Here is a 23,393-nt window from a genome sequence, read left to right as displayed (position 1 = left end):
CAGCCGCTTTTTCCACCGCAGGGGCCGGCTGCACCGGCGTATTGAAACAATTGGACACATAATCGGTGCAGCCGGCGCGGCCTCGGCCCACCACCGAAATAATGGTGTTTCGATATGTTAACAATTCTAAACTGTGATTTATCAGGGTATAGCGGGATAATCCGCCGTCGAAAGTAAGCACTTCCCTTTTGTCATAAATACCGGTACCCCGGCATGGACCGGCCTTGTTATTGCCGCTGTGCCTTGCGATAACCCTCTTCCCGGCGCAAGGATTTTCCCGGCGTTCAAGCGGCAGAAAAACAAAAATCCCCGCCGGGTTTTTTACCCGGCAGGGATTTTCTGGGAGGGCCGCTGCGTTATGCCAGCAGTGCGTTCACCCGTTTGACATAAGCGGCCGGGTCGTCCGGCAGGCCGCCCTCGGCCAGTACGGCCTGGTCAAACAGGATCTGGGCCAGATCATGGAAATGCACCGAGCCATCGAGCTTCCGGACCAGCGGGTGCTCTGGATTGACCTCGAGCACCGGCTTGCTCTCGGGGGCGGCCTGGCCAGCCTGCTTGAGCAAGCGGGCCAGCTGCAGGCTCATGCCGCTGTCCGAGACCACCAGGCAGGCGGGCGAATCCACCAGACGGCTGGTTGCACGCACATCCTCGGCACGGTCCTTGAGCGCATCCTTGAGCTTGGCCAGCACGGGCTTGAAAGCTTCGGCCGCTTCCTCGGCAGCCTTTTTCTCTTCCTCGTTCTGCAGCTTGCCCAGATCGACGGCGCCCTTGGCCACCGATTGCAGCGGCGTGCCGTCAAAGTCCTGCAGGAAGTTCAGCGCCCACTCGTCGACCCGGTCGGTCATCAGCAGCACCTCGATGCCCTTTTTCTTGAAGACTTCCAGCTGCGGGCTGCTCTTGGCAGCGGCCAGCGTATCGGCGGTGATGTAGTAGATGGCCTCCTGGCCCTCCTTCATGCGCGCCTTGTAGTCGGCAAACGAGGTGTTCAGGCCTTCGTGCGTGGTCGATGCAAAGCGCAGCAGCTTGGCGATGCGGTCCTTGTTGCCAAAGTCCTCACCCAGACCTTCCTTGAGCACGGCGCCAAACTCGCTGTAGAAGCGGCTGTACTTGCCTTCCTTGGCCTTGTCGTCTTCGCTGACCACGTCCACCACGCCGTCACTGCCTTCGGCAGCCGCCTGGGGCTTGTCATGGCGGGCCAGGTCTTCGAGCATCGACAGCACCCGCTTGACCGAGCCATCACGGATCAGGCGCACATCGCGGCTTTCCTGCAGCAGCTCACGGCTCACATTCAGCGGCAGGTCCGCCGAGTCGATCACGCCTTTGACAAAGCGCAGGTACTGGGGCATCAGCGCCTGGGCATCGTCCATGATGAACACGCGCTTGACGTACAGCTTGATGCCCGCATGCTTGCCTTGCTGGTACAGATCGAACGGCGCCTTGGCGGGGATGTAGAGCAGCTGCGTGTACTCGGTATTGCCTTCGACGCGGTTGTGGCTCCAGGTCAGCGGGTCTTCATAGTCATGGCTGATGGCCTTGTAGAAATCCTGGTACTGCTCGGGCGTGATGTCCTTCTTGGCGCGGGTCCACAGCGCACTGGCCTTGTTGACGGTTTCCCACTCGCCCGTCTTGACCATCTCGCCGGGTTGGCCGTTCTCGCCCTCTTTCCACTCTTCCTTCTCCATCAGGATGGGCAGGCTGATGTGGTCGGAATACTTGGCGATCACTTCCTTGAGCTTGTAGCCGTTGAGGAAGTCCTGGGCATCTTCGCGCAGGTGCAAGATGATGCTGGTGCCGCGCTGGGCACGCTCGATCTGCTCGACCTCGAAGTCGCCCATGCCGCCGCTGGTCCAGCGCACGCCTTCCGTCGCCTGGGCGCCTGCGCGGCGCGACTCCACGGTGATCTTGTCGGCGACGATGAAGCCGGAGTAGAAGCCCACGCCGAACTGCCCGATCAGCTGCGAATCGGCCTTCTGGTCCCCGCTGAGCTTGTCCATGAAGGCCTTGGTGCCGCTCTTGGCGATCGTGCCCAGGTTGTCGATGGCCTCCTGCGTCGTCATGCCAATACCGGTGTCGGTGATGGTCAAGGTCTTGGCCTTGGTGTCATAGGACACGCGCACTTCCAGATCCGGCTGGTCACCGTACAGACCGCTGTCATTGAGCGCTTCAAAACGCAGCTTGTCGCATGCATCCGACGCGTTGGAGATCAGCTCGCGCAAAAAAATCTCCTGGTTCGAATACAGCGAATGCGTCACCAGGTGGAGCAGTTGGGCCACTTCGGCCTGAAAGGAATGGGTTTTTTTGGTCATGGGAGGTCAATCTTCATCAACACAGAACAAGGGCCTATATGGGTGCAGGCCGCGCCGCTTCAAGGTCGGGCGGTGTTTTTGGAATTGCTTATCCAGTTGATCAATATCAACGATAGATTTATGACATGAACCGCTCATAAATGATGATGATGAACAGCAGAGTCCAGCTTCAATTATCTTTACAAAGAGCGCCCTTCAACTTTGTGATCTCCTCTGACACACTTAACGTTATGTATCAAATTTTGACAATTGATTGGTAGCAGCCACGCAAAATCAATGCAACGGTAGTTAACTCCTAATTACAAATGAATGTGATTGAGCGGTCTCCCTTCTTCAGCAGTACTGGTTTCCACCAGGCGCTGGCAGGGTGGGCGGCTCAGGGGGCATGGGTGCTGGGAATCGGTCTGCAAGCGGCCGCAGCACTGGCGCAGGACCAGGCAGGCGCCAGCAGCCGGGTGGAGTCACTGAGCCCCGCACAGGCAGAGCAGGCACGGCTGCGGGCCGTCATCGAGGCCGCACCGGCCGCTTACGAGGACCACTTCATGAGCGCCGATGAACTGACAGCCCTGCGGGCGGGAGAAGCCCCAGACGTGGACCCCAGCACCCTGCCGCTGGGCCTGCGCAGCTGGGCGCTGGAGAGCCGCCTGGGGCTGGGCCAGTCCGACCACGGCAGCCAGGGCCAGCAGCGTGGCACCGAGCTGGGACAGCGCATCCTGTACCGCCAGCAGACCCTCAACCACGGCGAATGGATGCTGCAGGCCGATGTGCGCAGCATGCATGGCGGCCAGGATGCCTGGAACGGCATTGGCGCGCTCGGTTATGCCCGCAGGTCCAGCAGCCAGCGCATCACGGTCCAGAACCTGGATATGCCGGTGACACCCGGCATCCGCATGGACACAACGATCGGCGACAGCTACAGCGAGCTCACCCGAGGACTGGGCCAGAACTACCGCCTGATGCTGGGCACCAGCACCTTGCGCGGCCTGTCCACCCGCATCGGTGGTGCAGATTTCGACATCAGCGCCGGCATGGGCCAGCGCGGCGACCTGCTGGGAGGGCCCTACCCCGGTTTCGAGAAAAGCCGGGGCAGCGTGGCGTGGGTGGGTGCCACCCAGCGCCTGGGCGGGGCCTGGTATGCCGCCGCGCAGCTGAACCAGGCGCACAACGTGGCCGCCGTGGACTATGGCCTGTGGAACGAGCCGGGCAGCGGCAGCAAAAGGGTAAGCAGCTGGGCCGCCGCGCTCGGTTATGGCTCGCCCACGCAGCAGGATGGCGCGCTGCGCGGCCGGCTCACCGCGCTAGGCAGCACCACCCGCAGCGATTCGGCACAAGCGCCTTCCGGCAGCGCGCAAGGCCTGTACCTGGAGGCAGACACCAAGCTGGGCCGCTACCGCCATACCTGGGGCGCCTATGTGACCCGGCCCAACCTGCATTTCGGCGACTACCTGCTGCCCTCCGGCACCCAGGGCGCTTACTGGCGCCTGGACCACAACACCAGCCGCCTGAGCTGGGGGGCCGGGCTCGATGCCGAACGCATGCGCGCCAGCAACTGGCCGGCCCAGCAGGGTCAGACCCGCTTGGGGCTGAGCGGCAACCTGCACTACCAGATGGACCGCAGAACCGCGCTGGGCGGCAACCTCAACCTGTACCAGACCCGCTATGCGGGAGACGGCCAGGGCGGTGGCCTGCATGGCAAGATGCGCAGCGTCTACGCCTATGGCTACTACCAGACCCGCTTTGGCGATCTGCCGCGCTCGCGCCTGAGCCTGAGCCTGCGCAGCAATGAGCAGATCGTGCTGGGCGATGGCACCGCCACCGGGCGCGAGCTGCAGTGGGAGCAGGACTGGATCCGCGCCCAGCGCGAGACCATGCGCCCCGAGCTGGTCACCACCCTCGGCTGGGCCGATGACCGCAGCAACGGCCGCGTCCAGCACTACCCGACGGCCGGCCTGCAAGGCCGTTACTGGGCCAGCAACAGCCTGAGCTTTTCCGGCAACCTGCGCTACACCTCGCAAAGCGGCGGCCTCTTCACCAGCCGGGGCCTGTCGGGCAACCTGCTGGCGGAAAAGCAATGGGGCCATGGCTGGAGCATGGGCATGGGCGTGCTGCTGAACCAGGCGCGCCTGGTCACCACGCAGGTGCTGGACTGGACCAGCCCGCAAATCTACCGCAGCAACGACAAGACCGCGTATGTCTATCTGCGCTGGGAAGGGGGCACCGGCCGGCCCTTTCCGGTGGCCGCAGGCACGCCCGGCAATGGCAGCGGCAGCGTCGGCGGCCGGGTCTTCTATGACGCCAACAAGGATGGACGCATCCAGCCGGACGAGTCGGGCGCGCAGGGCATCGAGGTGGTGCTCGATGGGCGCTACCGCACCACCACCGATGCGCAAGGCCGTTTCCTGTTCCCGATGGTCGGCATAGGCCGCCATCAACTCAGCATCACGCTCGACAGCGTGCCCCTGCCCTGGGGTGCTGCCGATGGAGCGGTACTGAGTGTCGATGTTCCGCTGCGTGGCGAAGCCAACGCCGAGATCCCCATCACCAAGGTGGAGGACTAGCCATGCAGCAGAACCCGGGCCTCCGCTTGCACGCCGTGCATCGTGGCGGCCGACTCCCGGCGCTGCGGCGCTTGCTCCTTGAAAGACGACAACCATGAAACACCCAAAACTGAATGCACTCGCGCTGGGCACTGCCCTCGCCCTGGCCTGCACCGGCCATGCACTGGCGGAGAGCCAATATGGCTTTTCCTCGGCCGGCACCGGCACCGTGACGGCCACCGCCAAGGTCAACCTGAGCGTGGTCATCCCCAAGCTGATCCTGCTCAAGGTCGGATCCAGCAATGCCCTGCAGGACACCGTCAGCTGGAATGCGGCGCTGACCATCCCGCCCACGCCCGGCACCACGCCCACGGCCACCGCCAACAACGTGCAGGTTCCCTGGGATGGCACCGTCCCGACCGTGGCGGTCACCCCCACGGGCAATGTGCTGGCGGTGTCTGCCTGGACCAATGCCGGCACGGCCAACATCAATTGCGCCGTGGGAGCCTGGAGCCCCGCTGCCGGCGGCCCGCCCAACGCCAACTTCACCGTGGTGGCCGCAGGCGCCACGCCGGTGCCCCATCCGGGCGCCAACCTGGGCGCGTGCGCATCCACCACGCTCACGCCCAACACCCTGTTGAGCGGCACTTGGACCTATGCACTGACCGGCACGGCCACCGCCTGGAGCGCCGGCACCTACACCGGCTCGGTCACCTACACGGCCACAGGCGTCTGATGCCCCAGCGCGATGCAACCACCACCGCGCATGCTGCCCTGCGGACCGCATGCGCACCGCGCGGCGCGGGGCTGGTGCTGCTCGCCTGCGGCATCATCGGGCCCGCCAACGCCGTCATCATCACGGTCAGCGACAACGCAAGCACCAGCAACTACGCGCTGTCGCTGCAGGTGGGGTCCGCGGCAGGGACCGACACGGTGCAGTTCAATGTCACGGGCAGCAATGCCGGCCTCACGCCCACGGCCGTGAGCGGATCACCCGCGATCGATATCTCGGTCACACCGGTGCGCCCGATCGTCTCTTCGGAAGTGGCCCGGCCCGTCACATTGCGGGTGGATTCCGGCACCGGGCTGATTTGCCAGAGCAGCTCCTGCGGCAGCACCATCATCCCGTTCAGCAAGATCAGCTGGACCGTCAGCAACAGCAGTGGCTCGGCCGCTGGGGATATCCAGAACGGCCAGTTCAGCGGTGCCAACAACCAGCAGCTGGCCAACTTCAATGCCAATGCCAACGTCTGCTCGATCCCGATTATCGTTCTTTGCCTGGGCACCTGGACCTACCAGTCCCGGAACCTGAGTGCCACGCGCTTGACCTTCCGCTATGCCAATGACACCTTCTACCCGGCAGGCACCTACCTGGGCACGGTGTATTTCACCGCGTCGATGGAATAAGGAAACAGGTCCATGCCCAGCTTTCGCCTTCGCTGTTGTGCTGCGCTGTTGGCCATGGCCGGCGTCTGGGGCCAGAGTGCGCACGCCCAGCCTACCCGGCTGGACGACTCCAGCTCCCCGCGTGCGCAAATCCATGCAGATTTCCGCAACGCGCAGATGCTCGACCCCCACACCATCAGCCTGCCTTTCGGACGCGTGGAATACCGGCTGGCCACCGCCGCGTATATGGGCAGGCAGGCACGCATCTACTACGTCATCCCCTTGGCGGTGGCCGGCCTGCGCTCACCGATGGGCATGCAGGTGCAGTGGCGCAGCAGCGGGCTGTTCCAAGGCGGCATGGGCCGCCCCGGTGACCGGGTGCTGGTCTGGACCGGCACCGTGCGTGCGCCCTGGATCACCGAAAGCTTTGATTTGCAGCTGCGCCTGGACCAGCGCCAGTTGCAGATGGGCCGGGGTGGCAGCCTGCGCTTTGAATCCTACTTTGAGATAGAGACCCAGCCATGACCCTGATCCGCTTCTTCCAACGTTCCCTGTCGCTGGCCTTGCCCCTGGCCACCTGCCTGGCCCAGGCGGCCCCGTTCGAGATGGCGGTCTCCCCCTCGCGCTTTGAGCTCACGGCCAAGAGCGGCGAGCGCCTGGGCCAGTCCATCGATCTGCACAACCTGGGCGCAGCCGCTACTGCGTTGTCGGTGCGCACCCTGGACTGGAGCTACTCGGCCGAGGGCCAGATCAGCTACCACGACGAGCTGCTGCCCGGCAGCTGTCGCCCCTGGGTGGCGCTGGAGCGCCGCACCGTCAAAGTACCGGCGCAGACCAAACAGGCCTTTCGCTTCCAAGTCACGCCACCGGCCGATGCGCCGCGCGGCGAATGCCGCTTCATGATCGCCGTCGAAGGGGTGGAGCCGGCCCAGCAGACCATCATCCAGAGCGGGGGCGCCCACCTGAGCCTGCCGGTCACCGGCCGCATCGCCGTGGCCGTCTATGTGATGCTCGGCGGCGCCGAGCCCAAGCTCGAAGTGCAGCAGATCGGCATGCGCGAGATCGCCGGCAAGCGCAGCCCTGCGCTGACCGTGCGCAACACCGGCGATGCCCATGGCCGGCTCGAAGGCACGGTGGACGCCAAGGATGCGCAAGGCCGCGACTTCATGCTGGCCGTTGAAGGCACGCCGATCATGCCCGGCCAGACCCGGCACCTGGCGCTGGTCCCCAAGGGAGAAGATGGCCAGCCTGCCATTCAGCCCCGTTACCCGATCAAGGCGAGCGGGATGCTGGACTGGGACAAGGGCAGCTTCAAGCTGAATGCGGAGTTCCCATGAACCCACTGCGCGGCCCACGGACACGGATGCGCCCGCTGCTGGCGCTGGCGCTCGCGGCTGTGTCTGCGGCTGCGCAGGCGGGCAGTGCCACATCGGGTACCGGCAACCTGCCGCGCACCACGCCAGCGGTCGCGCTGAACTTTTCCATCCAGATCGACAAGTACCTGTTTTTCCGCGTCGGTGACGGTGCCTGGCCCACACCGGGCGGCACCACATCGCAGGTCGGCTTCAGCTTGAGCCCCAGCATCCCGGCGGTGCCCACCACGCCTGCCAATGGCAACAACACACCGGTCAATTGGAACGGTACCGCCCCGACGTTTGCAGTCGCCGCCAGCGGCAATGTGCTGCCGGTCGAGGTGCGCAGCAATGGCGGCCAGGTCAGCGTGTTCGCGACCGTGACCACGGCACTGACCAGCGGCGCCAACACGATTCCGATGAATGTGGTCAGCGTCACCAGCAGCGATTCGGCGCTGCCGGCCCCCACCATTCCAGCCAGCGGCACCGGCACCAGCGTCAATGTGACCGGCGGCGGCACCGGTACGGTCAACAGCCTGGTGACCATCCGCACGGCCAACTGGACCTTTGCCTACAACAGCGCCGTCAGCCGCACGGCCGGCAACTACAGCGGGCAGCTGAGCTTTACCGCCGCCGTGCCGTGAGGTCCGGACAGGCGGGCGGCAGGCATCCCTGCTGCGCCAGGCGGACCAGCGCCTGGTTATTGGTTACGATGGCAATCCCATCTGATTTTTGAATGATTCCGCCATGCCCACCAGCGCCGAACGCCTTGCCCACAGCCTGCAGACCCTGACCTCGCTGGGTGACGAAGCGCAGCGCATCTTCACCCAGCTCTACCCCGACGCCGCACAGGAAGCGGCGCAGGCCGCAGACCAGCGCGCAGCGCGCGGCCTGTCGTTGGGCCCGCTGGACGGCAAGCTCGTCTCCATCAAGGACCTGCTGGATGTGGCCGGCCAGGTCACGACCGCTGGCGCGAAAATGCGCCGCGACAGCGCTCCGGCCGCACAAGACGCGCCGGTGGTGCAGCGCCTGCGCGCTGCCGGTGCGGTGATCGTCGGCAAGACGAACATGACGGAGTTCGCCTTCTCGGGCGTGGGCATCAACCCCCACTTCGGCACACCGGGCAATGCCGCCGATATGCTGCACATCCCCGGCGGTTCTTCGTCGGGCGCCGGGGTCAGCGTCGGCCGGGGCCTGGTCGACATCGCCATTGGCTCGGACACCGGCGGCTCGGTGCGCATCCCCGCCGCCTTCAATGGCGTCACCGGCTTCAAGCCCACGCAGGCGCGGGTCACGCGCGACGGGGCTTTTCCGCTGTCCTACACCCTCGATGCGCTGGGCCCCTTGGCCCGGACGGTGGCCGATTGCGCGGCCGCCGATGCCATCATGGCCGGTGCCATCCCCCAAGCCCTGCCCCCGCGCAGCCTGCAGGGCCTGCGCATCGGCCTGCCCCAGGGCCTGCCCTGGACCGATTGCAGCGCCGAGGTGCTGGCCCAGACCGAGCAGGCCATCGCCAGCTTGCAGGCCCACGGCGCCAGCATCCGCAAGCTGCCCTGGCAAGCGTTGATGGCCGCCCCCGCACAGCTGCAAAGCGAGGGCACCTTGATTGCGGCCGAGGCCGCCGCGATCCACCAGCAGGCGCTGGTGGATTCGCGCGACGCTTTTGACCCGCGCGTGCTCTCGCGCATGGACAGGGGCCGCGCGCTGACGGCGCCCTACTACATCCAGCTGCTGCAACAGCGCCAGCAATGGACCGCCAGGATGGACGCCGCCATGCAGGAGGTCGACCTGCTGCTGCTGCCCACCGTCGCCATCACCGCGCCGCGCATTGCGCCACTGCTGGAAGACGACAGCGCCTTCTTCGCCGCCAATGCGCTGATTCTGCGCAACACCTCGATCTTCAACTTCTACGACCTGCCCGCCATCTCGCTGCCGCTGCCGCGTGTGGCCGGCAGCCTGCCGGTGGGGCTGATGCTGGTGGGCGCGCGCATGCAGGATGCGAACCTGCTGGCCCTGGCCGCCGCCGCCGAGCAGGCGCTGGCGCAGCGCTAAGGACGCGCTATGGGACGCGCAAGCCTGCAATGGACCGACGAGATGCTGGCCGCCTTGGGCACAGACAAGGATGCGCTGCTGGCCGAGCGCTGGGGCACCAGCGCCAAGACGGTGAACCTCAAGCGCAACAGCCTGGGGATTGCCGCCTTTGGCCATGTCGAATGGACAGCGGAGATGCTGGCCGCACTGGGCCAGCACAGCGATGCCAGCCTGGCCGCCCAGTGGGGCATCAGCAAGGCCAGCGTGGTGGCCAAGCGTGGGGCGCTGGGCATAGCACCACAGGACAGCAGCCGGGGCAAGCAAAGCCAGCACAGCTGGCAACCTAACGAGGTGATGCTGCTGGGCACCGCATCGGATGCCGATGTGGCCGCGCAGCTGGGCCTGAGCCTGGCAGCGGTGCGCAATGCACGCATGGCCCGGGGCATTGCCCCGGCCCGCCCGCACAAACCGCCAATCGCCAAAAACTAAGCCCTCCCGGACCCGTCGGGCCAGAGAGGGCTTTTCCAAGCCAGCGCCCTCGTCACGAGAGCGGCTGACAATGGGCTTAGAACTGCTCGTTCTCGCCCAGATAGCGCCACTGCCCCACCGGCAGATTGCCCAGCACCACGTTGCCGATGCGGATGCGCTTCAAGCCCACCACAAACAGGCCGACGGCCTCGCACATGCGGCGGATCTGGCGCTTCTTGCCTTCGCGCAGCACAAAGCGCAGCTGCTCGGGGTTTTGCCATTCCACACCAGCGGGCAGCAGGGCTTCGCCATCCAGGGACAGGCCGTGGCGCAGCAGCGCCAGCTTGTCTTCAGGGAAGTGCTGCTGCACATCCTGCTCGACAGCGCCATAGGTCACGCGCACCAGGTATTCCTTCTCGACGTCGGAATCCTCACCAATGATGTGCTTGGCAATGCGTCCGTCCTGGGTCATCACCAGGAGGCCGACCGAGTCGATGTCCAGACGGCCGCAAGGGGCCAGGCCCTTGAGCTGGCTGAAGTTGAAGCGCGTCTTGCTGTGGTCCTCGCGCCAGTGGTTGGGCGGGTTGACCAGCACCACCGCCGGCTCATGGCCGTCTTCGGCCTGGCCGCTGACATAGCCCATCGGCTTGTTGATCAGGATCGTCACCTGCTGGGCCTGCAAATCCTGCGCCTCGCGCCGGATCTCGATCTTGTCGGTCAGCTCCACCAGCTGGCCCATCGTCGCGACTTCGCCGTTGACGAGCACCCAGCCGTTCTCGATCCAGGCATCGCCCTCGCGGCGCGAGCACAGACCCAGATCAGACATGCGCTTGTTCACGCGCACCTGGCCTTCGGCCTTCAGCTGCTCATTCTGGGCCTGGGCCTTGGCGGTCTGCATCGTGCGCTGGGGCCCATCGGCGCGCCATACGTTGGATGGCATCTCGCGGCGCGGGGCATCCCGGCGCGGGGCTTCGTCGCGGGGACGCTCGGAGCGGAAGCCATCCTGGCGCGGGCCGGCGCCAAAGGAACGGGGTCCGCCCTCGCGGGGGCCTTCCGAGCGGGGGCCAAAGCCACGGGGGCCTTCGTTGCGGCGGTCATCCTGGCGCGGGGCAAAGCTACGTGGGCCGTCATTGCGACGGTCATCCTGGCGTGGGCCTGCGGGGCTGCGGCCATCCTGGCGCGGGTCGCGCGATCCGGCACCTACCGAGACAAAGTCACCGCGCCCAGCATAGGGGCGGCGAGCATCCGGGCGACCTTCATAAGGGCGCGCATCGTCACGGCGGCCACCTTCGGGGCGGTCGCCAAAACGGCGTTCCTGGCCAAAGCCACCGCCGCGTGCCTCACCACGGCCAAAACCGCCATCGCGGCTATCGCGGCCCGGCCAGCTATCCCGGCTGCCACGCTCACCCCGGCTGTCGCGTGCGTCACGACCATCGCGGCCATCACGCCCGTCCCGGCCTCCTCGGTCGCTGAATCGGCTGTCGCCGCCAGAACGAGGGCCTGTAGGGCGTGGGCCGCCAGCGGAACGCGGACGGTCCGCACCCGGCCCTCCGTCACGGCCACGCGCGACGGGAGCGGGCGCGGGTTTGCGGGTCAGGGTGAGTTTTTTGCGGCCTTCGCCATTGTCGGCGGCAGGAGAATCAGCTGGAGGGCGGGGATTTGACATAGCCCGCTATTGTCGCGTGTCTAGCCATTCCAAGCGAGGCGCACGGCTATGGCGGCTGTGGATAAGTCTGTGCACAAAGAGAGGCAACGCACGCTGCTGATTTTTTCAGCAGCGCTTACAACTTGATCCCTTCCTTACGTCAATGCCTGCCCGCTGGCCATGCGCCGCCTCTTGTCCATGTGACCGCTCGCCCCCAAAGCCCGCCAAGCCTCTGCCCATGCGGCCTGGCGCGATATGCATCGGAATGCGTATAGATGTGAGCAGTGCAAGCACGCGCCATAACAGCAATTATTGAGGCGTAGCATGGACTTATTCATTTTTAGGAGATACCTATGAAGTCCACGACCACCCCCAACTCACCTCGCACTGCACTCTACTGGCTGCCCGCTGCTGCCCTGGTTCTCGGCGCTGCAGCCTTGAGCGGTTGCGACAAGGGTGCCTCCAACGCGCCGATGCCACGCGCCACGCCGGACAACACCACGCCTGGTGGCTCGATGCCCGCACCGCCACCAGCAGGGGCAACGCCCGACGCGCCAGCCGCACCGGCCACCAAGCCCTAAGAACCTGTTCAAAGTCTCTACGCAGCCGCGTTGGATTGCAATCGGGATGAGTTCGAAGGGCTGGTCCGCAGCTTGCACCGGGGTGCAAGCAAGGGCCAGCGCGCAGAAATCGCCCGATTTCACTCCAACCAGTAGGGACAGTGGCTTTGCGGGCGCCCGGCTAGGGGCGCCCGGCCAGGGGTGCCCGACTAGGGCCGCCCGGGCAGGGGCGGTCTGCGGCGTTGCAGCGCTTGCCAATAGCTGGCTATTGGCTGCGCACTGCGCCTAGCATCCCATCCCGCAAAGACACTGTCGCGGCGCGAGGAGACTTTAAACAGGTTCTAAAGGCTACAGATCGAAATCCGCCCGCTGTGGCTTGACCAGCCAGCCCTGCCCGCGCAGCGCTTGCAGATCGAGCACGCGCAGGCCACCGTATTCAATACGGATAAAGCCCTGGTGCTGCAACGCGGCCAGGGCTTCGTTCACCCGCTGGCGTGACAGGCCGACCAGGTAGGCCAACTCCTGCTGCGTGATGCGCAGCACATCGCTGACACCGGGACAGAGCACCGGGTTGAACAGCGCGGCCAAGGTGCGGGCCACCCGTTCTTCGGGGCGGTTCAAGCGGTCTATCTCACGGGCGCTGATGAACTGCGCCAGCCGCTCGTTGAGCTGGTGCATCACAAAGCGGTTGAATCCCAGCGAATGGTCGAGCAGCCAGTGGAAGGCATCGACCGGAATGCCGCAGACGGAGCTTTTGCGCAGCGCCTGGATGTCATAGCGGTAGATCTCGCGCTTGAGCGCGGTGCCCTCTCCAAACCAGCCGGTGCGTGGCAGGCCTGCAAAGGTCATCGTGCGGCCCTCGCTGTTTTCGGCACTCATCTTGAGCAGGCCTTCGATGACACCAAACCAGTACGTTACCGGCTTGCCGACGCGGCAGACATACTCGCCCGGCTCGGCCTCAGTCACCATCAGCTGGCGCACGGCATAGTCGCGCTCGGCAGGTTGCAGAACAGGGATCCACGGGATATCGGCCACTTCCGCAGCATGCGGGGCACGGCGGCGTTGGTAGAGAGAGGCATGCGGGCTCATGGCGGCCAAGAATGCCCGAGCCGGCACGGGCTGCAAAGAGGGACGCTACCAGGGTGGGCCCTGCACTTGTCACCTGCGCAGCAAGTCGCGCCGGCCCAACAGTTGCCCCGCTAAACTGGGGCGTTCATCGCTCAATGACTACCGAAACTGCCATGTCCGATCTGAACAACCCCATCTGCTTGCCCACCGCTGCGCTGGCGCTGGCCGCCGCGCTGCTGGCCCCGGCCCATGCCATTGCCGCCCCGGCCTGCGCCGCTGCATCGCCTGACGCCCAGGTGCTGGCCACTAAAACCTGGCTCACCACCGCCGTCTATGAAGGCGATGACCGCAGCAGCAACCTGGTGGAACGCTACCCGGGTGTTGTCGGCATTTCGCTCTGGGATGCCTGCAGCAACCGCTACGAGTACTTTGATCCTGCCACCGGCCGCTCGCGCAGCCAGCAAGGCGGCGCCGGCTGGTTCTTCTTTACCGGCGACCGCCAGTACCAGCACACGGTGTCGGACAACGGCACGCAGCTGCGCCGCAAGATGGAGGTGATCCACCCCACCGAATTCACCTACTCGCGCCAGGTGCCCAAGGACATGCGCGAGGGCCAGCCCTTGGTCACCATCCATGTCGTGCACACGCCCTATACCGGCGCCTTCCAGGTGCAGCCCAGCGCGGGCATGGGCCCCAAGTAGGCGCTGCGACGCCCCGCCGCAGCGCTCCATCGCAGGCTAAACTGGCAGCCCTGTACTCCGCACCCAACCATACACCAAGAGGTCCCCATGTCCGATCTGAACACCGCCTTTGAAGCCGCCAAGGAAGCCGCTCTGAACATGAGCGAGCGCCCCGACAACCAGACCCTGCTGAAGCTCTATGGTCTGTACAAGCAGGGCGCCCATGGCGACAACAACGAGCCCAAGCCCGGCTTTACCGACTTTGTCGCCTCGGCCAAATGGAACGCCTGGAACCAGTGCAAAGGCATGGCGCAGGACGATGCCAAGCAGCAATACATCGACATGATCCAGGAACTGCTCTAAGCATTCCGCGCCTGCAGGGGCTGGCCCGCGCCCGCCAGCCCTGCATGGCCTTGCCGCCCCTGCACCCGCAGCAGCGCGGCACGCCCTCCGAATCCCTGCCCCTCTCGGCATGGCGCATTCGGCTTTGGGCCCCCGTCCTCCGATACCGCGGCACCCGTGCATCTCCCTGCCTCCCCACTGCCTGGCGCAGTGCCAAGGCTGCGCCACGCGCATACGGCCGGCAAATCGGCAGGCCGCAGGAAAGTACCTACAGCGTTTTCCCGAAGATTGTCGTCATAAAGACAAAACAACGTCAAAGCTGAACCTACATTCGGTTTCAACAGGACGCAAGGCATGGCACTTGTGATCTACAAAAAACGGCATAGGAGACAACCATGTCAACGACATTTCCCAAGCTATTGCTGCAGCACGCTGCCCATCGGCCCCAGGCCGCAGCATTGCGTGAAAAGGAATACGGCATTTGGCAGAGCTACAGCTGGTCCGCGTTGGCCGAGATGGTCGCCAAGATCGCCGCAGGCCTGTCGCAAGCGGGCCTGGCGCGCGGCGAGCACCTGGTGCTGATGGGTGCCAACCGCCCCCGGCTTTACGCCAGCATGCTGGCCGCCCAGTCGATAGGCGCCATCCCTGTGCCGCTCTACCAGGATGCGGTGGCGGCCGAATGCGTTTTCCCGCTGAACAATGCCGAGGTGCGCTTCTGCCTGGTCGAAGACCAGGAGCAGGTCGACAAGCTGCTGGAGCTGCGCGAGCACTGCCCGCAGATCAGCCACATCTACTACGACGACCCTCGGGGGCTGCGCAACTACGAAGAGCCCGGCCTGGCCTCGCTCGACAGCCTGATCGCCAGCGGCGCGGGCTTTGTGGCGGCCCACCCCGGCTGGTTCCAGCAACAGGTCGAGGCCACGAACAACGGCGATGTGGCGGCGATGTTCTTCACCTCCGGCACCACCGGCAACCCCAAGGGCGTGGTGCATACCCACCGCTCGCTGCTGGAAAGCGCCTCGGCCGGCGCCGAGTTTGAGAAGCTCGGCCATGGCGAGGAAGTGCTGGCCTACTTGCCCCCCGCCTGGATCGGGCAGAACATCTTCAGCTACTCGCAATGGCTGGCCTGCGGCTATGTGGTGAACTGCCCCGAGTCCAATGCCACCGTGCAGATCGACCTCAAGGAAGTGGGCCCCACCTACTACTTTGCACCACCGCGCGTGTTTGAAGGCATCCTCACCAGCGTGATGATCCGCATGGAGGACGCGGGCCTTCTCAAGCGCAAGATGTTCCACCACTTCATGGCGGTGGCCAAGCGCGTGGGCCCGGCGCTGCGCGATGGCAAGCCGGTGAGCCTGCTCGACAAGATCAGCTACAAGCTCGGCGACCTGATGGTGTTTGGCCCGCTGCGCAACAACATGGGCTTCAGCCGCGTGCGCGTGGCCTATACGGCCGGTGAGGCAATCGGCCCCGATCTGTTCAGCTTCTTCCGCTCCATCGGCATCAACCTCAAGCAGCTCTACGGCTCGACCGAGACCGCCGTGTTCGTCTGCATCCAGCCCGACAACCAAGTGTTTGCCGATACCGTGGGCAATCCGATTCGCGGCGTCGAGATCAAGATGGCCGAGAACGGCGAGATCCTGGTCAAATCGCCCGGCCTCCTGAAGGAGTACTACAAAAACCCCAAGGCGACCGCCGAGGTGCTGAGCGAGGACGGCTGGTACCACACCAGCGATGCCGGCTTCATGGACAAGAGCGGCCAGCTCAAGATCATCGACCGCGTCAAGGACGTGGGCCGCTTGAAGGGCGGCAGCAACGACGGCGCGATGTTTGCGCCCAAGTATGTCGAGAACAAGCTCAAGTTCTTCCCCTTCATCAAGGAGGCCGTGGCGCTGGGTGATGGGCGCGAGAAGGTCTGCGCGATGATCAACATCGACTTCGAGGCCGTCGGCAACTGGGCCGAGCGCCAGAACCTGCCTTACGCCGGCTACACCGACCTGGCGCAAAAGCCGCAGGTCTACACCCTGATCCAGAACTGCGTCGAGAAGGTCAATGCTGACCTGGCCACCGATGCGATGCTGGCCGGCAGCCAGGTGACGCGCTTCCTGGTCCTGCACAAGGAGCTCGATGCCGATGACGGCGAGCTGACCCGGACCAACAAGGTGCGCCGAGGCTTCATCGCCGACAAGTACGGCGTGCTGGTGGATGCGCTCTACGCCGGGCGTAGCGAGCAGTTCATCGAGACCCAGGTGAAGTTCGAAGACGGCCGTACCGGCAGCGTCAGCGCCACCTTGAAGATCGCCGACGCCAAGACCTTTGCACCGCTGAAGTCGGTTGCCTGAGCGCCCAGCCAAGAGAAAGCCACCCATGAGCAAAAAAATCGGTGACGTCATTCTGGACATCAAGAACATCAGCCTGCGCTTTGGCGGCGTCAAGGCGCTGACGGATATCTCCTTCAACGTCAGGGAGCATGAGATCCGCTCCATCATCGGCCCCAACGGCGCGGGCAAGAGCTCCATGCTCAACTGCATCAACGGCGTCTACACGCCCTCCGAAGGCGCGATCAGCTTTCGCGGCCAGACCTTTGCGCACATGAACAGCCGTCAGGTGGCGGAGATGGGTGTGGCCCGCACCTTCCAGAACCTGGCGCTGTTCAAGGGCATGAGCGTGATCGACAACATCATGACCGGCCGCAACCTGCAGATCAAAAGCAACCTGCTGATGCAGGCGCTGCGCCTGGGCCCGGCCCAGCGCGAGGAGATCCAGCAGCGCGAGTTTGTCGAGCACATCATCGACTTTCTGGAGATCCAGGCCTACCGCAAAACGCCAGTGGGCCAGCTGCCCTACGGCCTGCAAAAGCGGGTCGACCTGGGCCGCGCGCTGGCGATGGAGCCCAAGGTGCTGCTGCTTGATGAGCCGATGGCCGGCATGAACGTCGAGGAAAAGCAGGACATGTGCCGCTTCATCCTCGATGTGAACGACGAGTTCGGCACCACCATCGTGCTGATCGAGCACGACATGGGCGTGGTGATGGACATCTCCGACCGCGTGGTGGTGCTCGATTACGGCAAGAAGATCGGTGATGGCACGCCCGAAGAAGTCCGCAATAACGAAGATGTGATCCGCGCCTATCTGGGCGCGGGCCACTGAGCACAGACCCCAGGGGACCGCAATGGCATTTTTTCTTGAAACTTTGTTTGGTGGCCTGATGGTGGGCATGCTCTATGCGCTGATCGCGCTGGGCTTTGTGCTGATCTTCAAGGCTTCGGGCGTCTTCAACTTCGCGATGGGCGCGATGGTGCTGTTTGCCGCACTGGCGATGGCCCGCTTTTCGGAATGGATCCCGAAGTGGCTGGGCATCGAGACCGGCGTGCTCAGCATTGCGCTGGCGCTCGCCGTCGCGATGGTCATCATGGTCGGCGTGGCCTGGGCGATCGAGCGCTTTGCGCTGCGCTACCTCGTCAACCAGGAACCGATCGCGCTGCTGATGGCCACGCTGGGTATCGCCTACTTCCTCGATGGCCTGGGCCCGATGATCTTTGGCTCGGCGGTCTACAGCATCAATGTGGGCATGCCCAAGGACCCCATGTTCGTCATGGAAAGCCTGTTCCAGGGCGGCGTGCTGATCAGCCAGGAAGACCTGTATGCCGCCGGCATCGCCGCCGTGCTGGTGCTGGTGCTGAGCGTGTTCTTCCAAAAGACCAAGACCGGCCGCGCGCTGCGCGCCGTGGCGGACGACCACCAGGCCGCCCAGTCCATCGGCATTCCGCTCTCGCGCATCTGGGTCATCGTCTGGTCGGTGGCCGGCTGCGTGGCGCTGGTGGTCGGCATCATCTGGGGCTCCAAGCTGGGTGTGCAGTACTCGCTGTCGCTGGTCGCGCTGAAGGCCTTGCCCGTCGTGATTCTGGGCGGCCTCACCTCGGTGCCCGGCGCCATCGTCGGCGGTCTGATCATCGGCGTGGGCGAGAAGCTCTCCGAGGTCTACCTGGGCCCCACGGTGGGCGGCGGTATCGAGACCTGGTTCGCCTACGGCCTGGCGCTGTGCTTCCTGCTGTTCCGTCCGCAAGGTCTCTTCGGGGACAAAATTATTGACCGCGTGTAACTGGAGACCTGACCTATGTTTTATCGTGAAAATGGCCAGTTCAAGACCAGCTACGCGGCCGATCAGCAGATCTTCCCGGTGCTGCAGGACAAGTGGGCCATGCTGGCCCTGCTGCTGGTGGCCTTTGTGCTGGTGCCCTTCGGTTTCAGCGACTACACCTTCAAGGCGGTGCTGATTCCGTTCCTGATCATGTCGCTGGGCGCCATCGGGCTCAACATTCTGGTGGGCTACTGCGGCCAGATCTCGCTGGGCACTGGCGCCTTCATGGCCGCAGGCGCCTATGCCGCCTACAACTTCCATGTGCGTTTTGAAGGCATGCCGCTGATCCTGTCGCTGATCGGTGGCGGCCTCGTGTCGATGCTGATCGGCGTGCTGTTCGGCCTGCCCAGTCTGCGCATTCGCGGCCTGTACCTGGCCGTCGCGACGCTGGCAGCGCAGTTCTTCGTCGACTGGCTCACCAGCCGTGCCGCCTGGGTGACGAACTACTCCTCGTCCGGCTCGGTCAGCGCTGGCAAGCTCTCGGTGTTCGGCATGGCGATCGAAACACCGGTGCAAAAGTACCTGTTCTGCCTGGTGATTCTCTGCGTGCTCGGCCTGATGGCCAAGAACCTGGTGCGCAGCGCCGTGGGCCGCGAATGGATGGCCATGCGCGACATGGACGTGGCCGCCAGCGTGATCGGCATCCGCCCGATGTACGCCAAGCTCTCGGCCTTTGCGGTCAGCAGCTTCATCGTCGGCATTGCCGGTGCGCTCTGGGGCTTCGTCCACCTGGGTGCCTGGGAGCCCGCCGCCTTCAGCCTGGACCGCTCCTTCCAGCTGCTGTTCATGATCATCATCGGTGGCCTGGGCTCCATCGTTGGCAGCATCTTTGGCGCCGCCTTTTTTGTGCTGCTGCCCATCTTCCTGACGCAGGTGCCGCACTGGCTGGGCCTGCCGATCTCGACCGCCACCGCCACCTACCTGGAGCACATGGTGTTTGGCGCGCTGATCGTGTTTTTCCTGATTGTCGAGCCCCATGGATTGGCCAAGCTGTGGGCCACGGCCCGCCAGAAGCTGCGTCTGTGGCCGTTCCCGCATTGAGTGTTTTTTTACCGAGAGCAACGCAGAGTGTTCGCAAGTGGGGGTCACCAGCCCCAACAACCCTAAGGAGATAGAACCATGTCTTTCAAGAAAGCTGTGATCGCCGCTGCTACGGCAGCCCTGGGTCTGGGCGCAATGATGGCTGCCCCAGCCGCACAAGCCCAGGAGCAATTCGTTCCGCTGCTGGTCTACCGCACCGGCCAGTTCGCGCCGCTGGGCATCCCATGGGGTGACGGCAAGCAGGACTACCTCAAGCTCGTCAATGCCAAGGGCGGCATCAACGGCGTGAAGATCAAGTTCGAAGAGTGCGAGACCGCCTACGACACCGCCAAGGGCGTGGAATGCTATGAGCGCCTCAAGGGCCGCGACGGCGGCGCTGCCGGCTTTGACACGCAATCGACCGGCATCACCTTTGCGGTGACCGACAAGGCCGCAGGCGACAAGATGCCCGTCATCACCCCCGGCTACGGCCTGTCGCAATCGGCCGATGGCAAGGTCTTCGAGTGGAACTTCCCGCTGCTGGGCAACTACTGGACCGCAGCCGATTCCATCGTGCAGGACATCCTGAAGAAGGAAAAGGGCAACCTCAAGGGCAAGAAGATCGCGCTGGTCTACCACGACTCGCCTTATGGCAAGGAGCCCATCCCGCTGCTGCAAAAGCGCGCTGCCAAGGAAGGCTTTGACCTGATGCTGCTGCCGGTGACTGCCCCCGGCGTGGAGCAGAAGTCCACCTGGCTGCAGATCCGCCAGAACCGCCCTGACTATGTGCTGCTGTGGTCGGCCGGCGTGATGACCCCGACCGCCGTGCGCGAAGCCCAGGCCACCGGTTACCCCCGCGAGAAGATGTACGCCATCTGGTGGGGCGGCTCCGACCATGACGTCAAGGACATCGGCGCTGGCGCCAAGGGCTACAACACGGTCACCATCCACAACACCGCCGAGCGCGACAAGGTGCATGACGACGTCAAGGCCTCGCTGTACGACAAGGGCCAGGGCACCGCGTCCGACCCCAAGGAACTGGGCCAGCTGGCGCACACCCGCGGCATGGTGATCGCGATGCTGCAGGTCGAAGCCATCCGCACCGCGCAAGAGAAGTACGGCAAGGGCAAGGTCATGACCTCCGAGCAAGTGCGCTGGGGCCTGGAGAACATGAACATGACCCAGGAGCGCCTCAACGAGCTGGGCTTTGGCAAGATCATCCGCCCCTTCAAGACCAGCTGTGACAACCACCTGGGTGCCGACTGGGCCCGCATCGCCACCTGGGACGGCAGCAAGTTCAACGTCACCTCGGACTGGTACCAATCGGACAAGAGCCTGATCGACCCGCTGGTCAAGGAGTACGCCGACAAGTACGCCAAGGAAAAGAACGTGACGCCACGTTCCTGCAGCTAAGGCTGCATGGTCCCCGGGCCCGGTGGCCCGGGGCCTCTCGTGGCAGGCCCCTGGCGCCCTTCCCCTGCGGAAGGCGCCCGCTCCCCGGGGCCGCCCGCCCTCCATTTTGTTGAGAGATCAGGTGACGGCATGACCGAATCCCCGCAAACAGCTTCCACCCCATCCGCAGCAGCGCCGCTTCTGGTCGTCAACGGCATCGAGGTGATCTACAACCATGTGATCCTGGTGCTCAAAGGCGTTTCGCTGTCGGTGCCGCGCGAATCGATCGTCGCCATCCTGGGCGGCAATGGCGCTGGCAAGACCACCACCTTGCGCGCCATCTCCAACCTGCTCAAGGGCGAGCGCGGCGAAGTCACCAAGGGCAGCATCGAGCTCGAAGGCGAGCGCATCGAGGCGCTGACCCCGTCGGACCTGGTCAAGCGCGGCGTCGTGCAGGTGATGGAAGGCCGGCACTGCTTTGCCCACCTGACCATCGAAGAAAACCTGCTGACCGGCAGCTACACCCGCACCAGCAAGGGCGAGATTGCCGCCAACCTGGACAAGGTCTACAACTATTTCCCCCGCCTCAAGACGCGCCGCACCAGCCAGGCCGCCTACACCTCGGGCGGCGAGCAGCAGATGTGCGCCATTGGCCGCGCGCTGATGAGCAACCCGCGCCTGGTGCTGCTCGATGAGCCCTCGATGGGCCTGGCTCCGCAGATCGTCGAAGAAGTCTTCAACATCGTGCAGGACCTGAACCAGAAGGAAAAGGTCACCTTCGTGCTGGCCGAGCAGAACACCAACATGGCGCTGAAGTACGCCGACTACGGCTACATCATGGAGAGCGGCCGCATCATGATGGACGGCGCCGCCAAGGACCTCGCCAACAACGAGGACGTCAAGGAGTTCTACCTGGGCATGGGCGGCGGCGAGCGCAAGAGCTTCAAGGACGTCAAGAGCTACAAGCGCAGAAAACGCTGGCTGGCCTGAACCCCGCCCCCTCAACGATCCGACTACCGCGCCGGCTGATGCCCCGATGCCGGCGTCTGCGGCAGATTCGCCCCCAAAAATACCGATCACACGTCCCGGAGAAACCGCATGAGCCAGCACTACGACGATCTGGAGTCCCGCGCCCCAGCTGCCCGCGAAGCCGATCTGATGGCCCGCCTGCCCGCCCAGATTCGGCACGCCCAGCAACACTCCCCCGCCTTTGCCAGCATCCTGCAAGGCGTCGATGCCGCCCGCATCACCAGCCGCGCCGCGCTGGCGCAGTTGCCCGTTACCCGCAAGCATGAGCTGCTGGAGCGCCAGAAGGCCGAACGCGCCCAGCACCCGGGCCGCGCCATCTTTGGCGGCTTCAACACTGCGCCGTTTGGCCGTGCCATGCCGCGCATGTTTGCCAGCCCCGGCCCCATCTATGAACCCGAAGGCCAGCGCCCCGACTACTGGCGCATGGCCCGCGCCATCTATGCGGCGGGCTTTCGCGCCGGCGAGCTGGTGCACAACAGCTTCAGCTACCACTTTGTGCCCGCCGGCTCGATGATGGAATCGGGCGCCCAGGCGCTGGGAGCCACCGTGTTCCCCGCTGGCACCGGCCAGACCGAGCAGCAGGTGCAGGCCATGGCCGACCTGCACCCCCATGGCTACATCGGCACGCCCAGCTTTTTGAAAATCATCCTGGAGAAGGCCGAAGCCCAGGGCCAGCGCATTGCATCGCTGACCAAGGCGCTCGTCTCCGGCGAAGCCTGCCCGCCGTCGCTGCGCGACTGGTTCAGCGCCCGGGGTGTCGCCGCCTACCAGTGCTATGCCACCGCCGACCTGGGCCTGATCGCCTACGAGACCGAGGCCCGCGAAGGCCTGGTGCTGGACGAGAACGTAATTGTCGAGATCGTGCGCCCCGGCACCGGCGACCCGGTGGCCGAAGGCGAGGTCGGCGAGCTGGTCGTCACCACCCTCAACACCGACTACCCGCTGATCCGCTTTGGCACCGGCGACCTGTCGGCCGTCCTCCCCGGCCAATGCCCCAGCGGCCGCACCAACACCCGCATCAAGGGCTGGATGGGCCGCGCCGACCAAACCACCAAGGTGCGCGGCATGTTTGTGCACCCCGGCCAGATTGCCGAGGTCGTCAAACGCTTCCCCCAAGTGCAAAAGGCGCGCCTGGTCGTCAGCGGCGCCATGGCCCAGGACCAGATGACCCTGCAGGTGGAAACCACCGAGCTGGGCGCGGGCCTGGCCGAACAGATCGCCGACGCGGTGCGCGACATCACCAAGCTGCGCGCCGATATCGCGCTGCTGCGCCCGGGCGAGCTGCCCAATGATGGCAAGGTGATTGAGGATGCGCGGAACTACGAGTGAGTGAACTGCCAGGCAATAGGCGGGGAAGCAGAGGCCATAGGAGGCGACTGCCTCTTATCCCATTCGATGCTTCTGATTTATTCACCGCAAGATTTGCGGTGAATAGC

At 64.8% G+C, this 23,393-nt stretch carries 21 protein-coding genes; 18 read left to right on the top strand and 3 right to left on the bottom strand.

All coding sequences use genetic code 11. The annotated features are described in order from the left end of the window. Positions 1 to 356: 356 nt before the first annotated feature. Positions 357 to 2,306, bottom strand: a complete 1,950-nt coding sequence (htpG, locus tag ACCQ08_RS15825; protein WP_312411498.1) for a molecular chaperone HtpG — start codon at positions 2,304 to 2,306, stop codon at positions 357 to 359. 305 nt (positions 2,307 to 2,611) lie between these two features. Here htpG and ACCQ08_RS15820 point away from each other — a divergent pair, with 305 nt between their 5' ends. From ACCQ08_RS15820 to ACCQ08_RS15785, 8 genes are all read left to right on the top strand, one after another. Continuing rightward, positions 2,612 to 4,864, top strand: a complete 2,253-nt coding sequence (locus ACCQ08_RS15820) for a hypothetical protein (RefSeq protein WP_373450336.1) — start codon at positions 2,612 to 2,614, stop codon at positions 4,862 to 4,864. 94 nt (positions 4,865 to 4,958) lie between these two features. Beyond that, positions 4,959 to 5,579: a hypothetical protein gene (locus ACCQ08_RS15815; RefSeq protein WP_373450335.1), complete on the top strand. Its 621-nt coding sequence runs from the start codon at positions 4,959 to 4,961 to the stop codon at positions 5,577 to 5,579. Then, complete coding sequence (locus ACCQ08_RS15810; protein WP_373450334.1) at positions 5,579 to 6,250, top strand: hypothetical protein; 672 nt, start codon at positions 5,579 to 5,581, stop codon at positions 6,248 to 6,250. The genes ACCQ08_RS15815 and ACCQ08_RS15810 overlap by 1 nt, the downstream gene beginning before the upstream one ends. Positions 6,251 to 6,262: 12 nt before the next feature. Then, on the top strand, positions 6,263 to 6,754 hold the full coding sequence (locus ACCQ08_RS15805) for a hypothetical protein (protein ID WP_373450333.1): 492 nt from the start codon (positions 6,263 to 6,265) through the stop codon (positions 6,752 to 6,754). Continuing rightward, entirely contained in the window at positions 6,751 to 7,566 is an 816-nt protein-coding gene (locus tag ACCQ08_RS15800; protein ID WP_313332763.1) for a hypothetical protein, read from the top strand. The genes ACCQ08_RS15805 and ACCQ08_RS15800 overlap by 4 nt, the downstream gene beginning before the upstream one ends. Continuing rightward, complete coding sequence (locus ACCQ08_RS15795) at positions 7,563 to 8,225, top strand: hypothetical protein (RefSeq protein WP_312450649.1); 663 nt, start codon at positions 7,563 to 7,565, stop codon at positions 8,223 to 8,225. The genes ACCQ08_RS15800 and ACCQ08_RS15795 overlap by 4 nt, the downstream gene beginning before the upstream one ends. 103 nt (positions 8,226 to 8,328) lie before the next feature. After that, positions 8,329 to 9,633: an amidase gene (locus tag ACCQ08_RS15790; protein WP_373450332.1), complete on the top strand. Its 1,305-nt coding sequence runs from the start codon at positions 8,329 to 8,331 to the stop codon at positions 9,631 to 9,633. A gap of 9 nt (positions 9,634 to 9,642) precedes the next feature. Continuing rightward, positions 9,643 to 10,101, top strand: a complete 459-nt coding sequence (locus ACCQ08_RS15785) for a hypothetical protein (RefSeq protein ID WP_373450331.1) — start codon at positions 9,643 to 9,645, stop codon at positions 10,099 to 10,101. 76 nt (positions 10,102 to 10,177) lie between these two features. Here ACCQ08_RS15785 and ACCQ08_RS15780 read toward each other — a convergent pair whose 3' ends face one another. Continuing rightward, positions 10,178 to 11,746 (bottom strand): pseudouridine synthase, encoded by a 1,569-nt coding sequence (locus ACCQ08_RS15780; RefSeq protein ID WP_373450330.1) that lies wholly within the window; start codon positions 11,744 to 11,746, stop codon positions 10,178 to 10,180. A 332-nt stretch (positions 11,747 to 12,078) separates the two neighbouring features. Between ACCQ08_RS15780 and ACCQ08_RS15775 the strand changes: the two genes are divergently transcribed. After that, positions 12,079 to 12,306, top strand: coding sequence for a hypothetical protein (locus tag ACCQ08_RS15775; RefSeq protein ID WP_373450329.1), 228 nt, complete (start codon positions 12,079 to 12,081; stop codon positions 12,304 to 12,306). 327 nt (positions 12,307 to 12,633) lie between these two features. Here the strand turns inward: ACCQ08_RS15775 and ACCQ08_RS15770 are convergent, their stop codons facing one another. Continuing rightward, complete coding sequence (locus ACCQ08_RS15770) at positions 12,634 to 13,374, bottom strand: Crp/Fnr family transcriptional regulator (RefSeq protein ID WP_373450328.1); 741 nt, start codon at positions 13,372 to 13,374, stop codon at positions 12,634 to 12,636. 152 nt (positions 13,375 to 13,526) lie between these two features. Here ACCQ08_RS15770 and ACCQ08_RS15765 point away from each other — a divergent pair, with 152 nt between their 5' ends. From ACCQ08_RS15765 to ACCQ08_RS15725, 9 genes are all read left to right on the top strand, one after another. Next, the gene (locus tag ACCQ08_RS15765) at positions 13,527 to 14,054 is read left to right on the top strand and encodes a DUF4822 domain-containing protein (RefSeq protein ID WP_373450327.1); all 528 of its coding nucleotides are present in this window, start codon (positions 13,527 to 13,529) and stop codon (positions 14,052 to 14,054) included. A gap of 87 nt (positions 14,055 to 14,141) precedes the next feature. Beyond that, positions 14,142 to 14,396, top strand: a complete 255-nt coding sequence (locus ACCQ08_RS15760) for an acyl-CoA-binding protein (protein WP_021028674.1) — start codon at positions 14,142 to 14,144, stop codon at positions 14,394 to 14,396. Between the two features lie 374 nt (positions 14,397 to 14,770). Continuing rightward, entirely contained in the window at positions 14,771 to 16,717 is a 1,947-nt protein-coding gene (locus ACCQ08_RS15755; RefSeq protein WP_373450326.1) for a long-chain fatty acid--CoA ligase, read from the top strand. A gap of 25 nt (positions 16,718 to 16,742) precedes the next feature. Further along, a complete protein-coding gene (locus tag ACCQ08_RS15750; RefSeq protein ID WP_239809693.1) occupies positions 16,743 to 17,525 on the top strand; it encodes an ABC transporter ATP-binding protein in 783 nt (260 codons plus the stop codon). A gap of 22 nt (positions 17,526 to 17,547) precedes the next feature. Then, positions 17,548 to 18,477, top strand: a complete 930-nt coding sequence (locus tag ACCQ08_RS15745; RefSeq protein ID WP_373450325.1) for a branched-chain amino acid ABC transporter permease — start codon at positions 17,548 to 17,550, stop codon at positions 18,475 to 18,477. Positions 18,478 to 18,492: 15 nt separating this feature from the next. After that, a complete protein-coding gene (locus ACCQ08_RS15740; RefSeq protein ID WP_239809695.1) occupies positions 18,493 to 19,557 on the top strand; it encodes a branched-chain amino acid ABC transporter permease in 1,065 nt (354 codons plus the stop codon). Between the two features lie 78 nt (positions 19,558 to 19,635). Beyond that, positions 19,636 to 20,949, top strand: coding sequence for an ABC transporter substrate-binding protein (locus ACCQ08_RS15735; RefSeq protein ID WP_239809696.1), 1,314 nt, complete (start codon positions 19,636 to 19,638; stop codon positions 20,947 to 20,949). Positions 20,950 to 21,078: 129 nt separating this feature from the next. Next, on the top strand, positions 21,079 to 21,918 hold the full coding sequence (locus ACCQ08_RS15730; RefSeq protein ID WP_239809697.1) for an ABC transporter ATP-binding protein: 840 nt from the start codon (positions 21,079 to 21,081) through the stop codon (positions 21,916 to 21,918). Positions 21,919 to 22,026: 108 nt separating this feature from the next. Next, complete coding sequence (locus ACCQ08_RS15725; RefSeq protein ID WP_373450324.1) at positions 22,027 to 23,286, top strand: phenylacetate--CoA ligase family protein; 1,260 nt, start codon at positions 22,027 to 22,029, stop codon at positions 23,284 to 23,286. The last annotated feature ends 107 nt before the right edge of the window (positions 23,287 to 23,393 follow it).

It is taken from the genome of Comamonas sp. SY3 (genome assembly GCF_041730275.1).
Taxonomy (GTDB): Bacteria; Pseudomonadota; Gammaproteobacteria; order Burkholderiales; family Burkholderiaceae_C; genus Comamonas; species Comamonas sediminis.
This window is presented reverse-complemented; position numbering and strand designations above follow the sequence as displayed.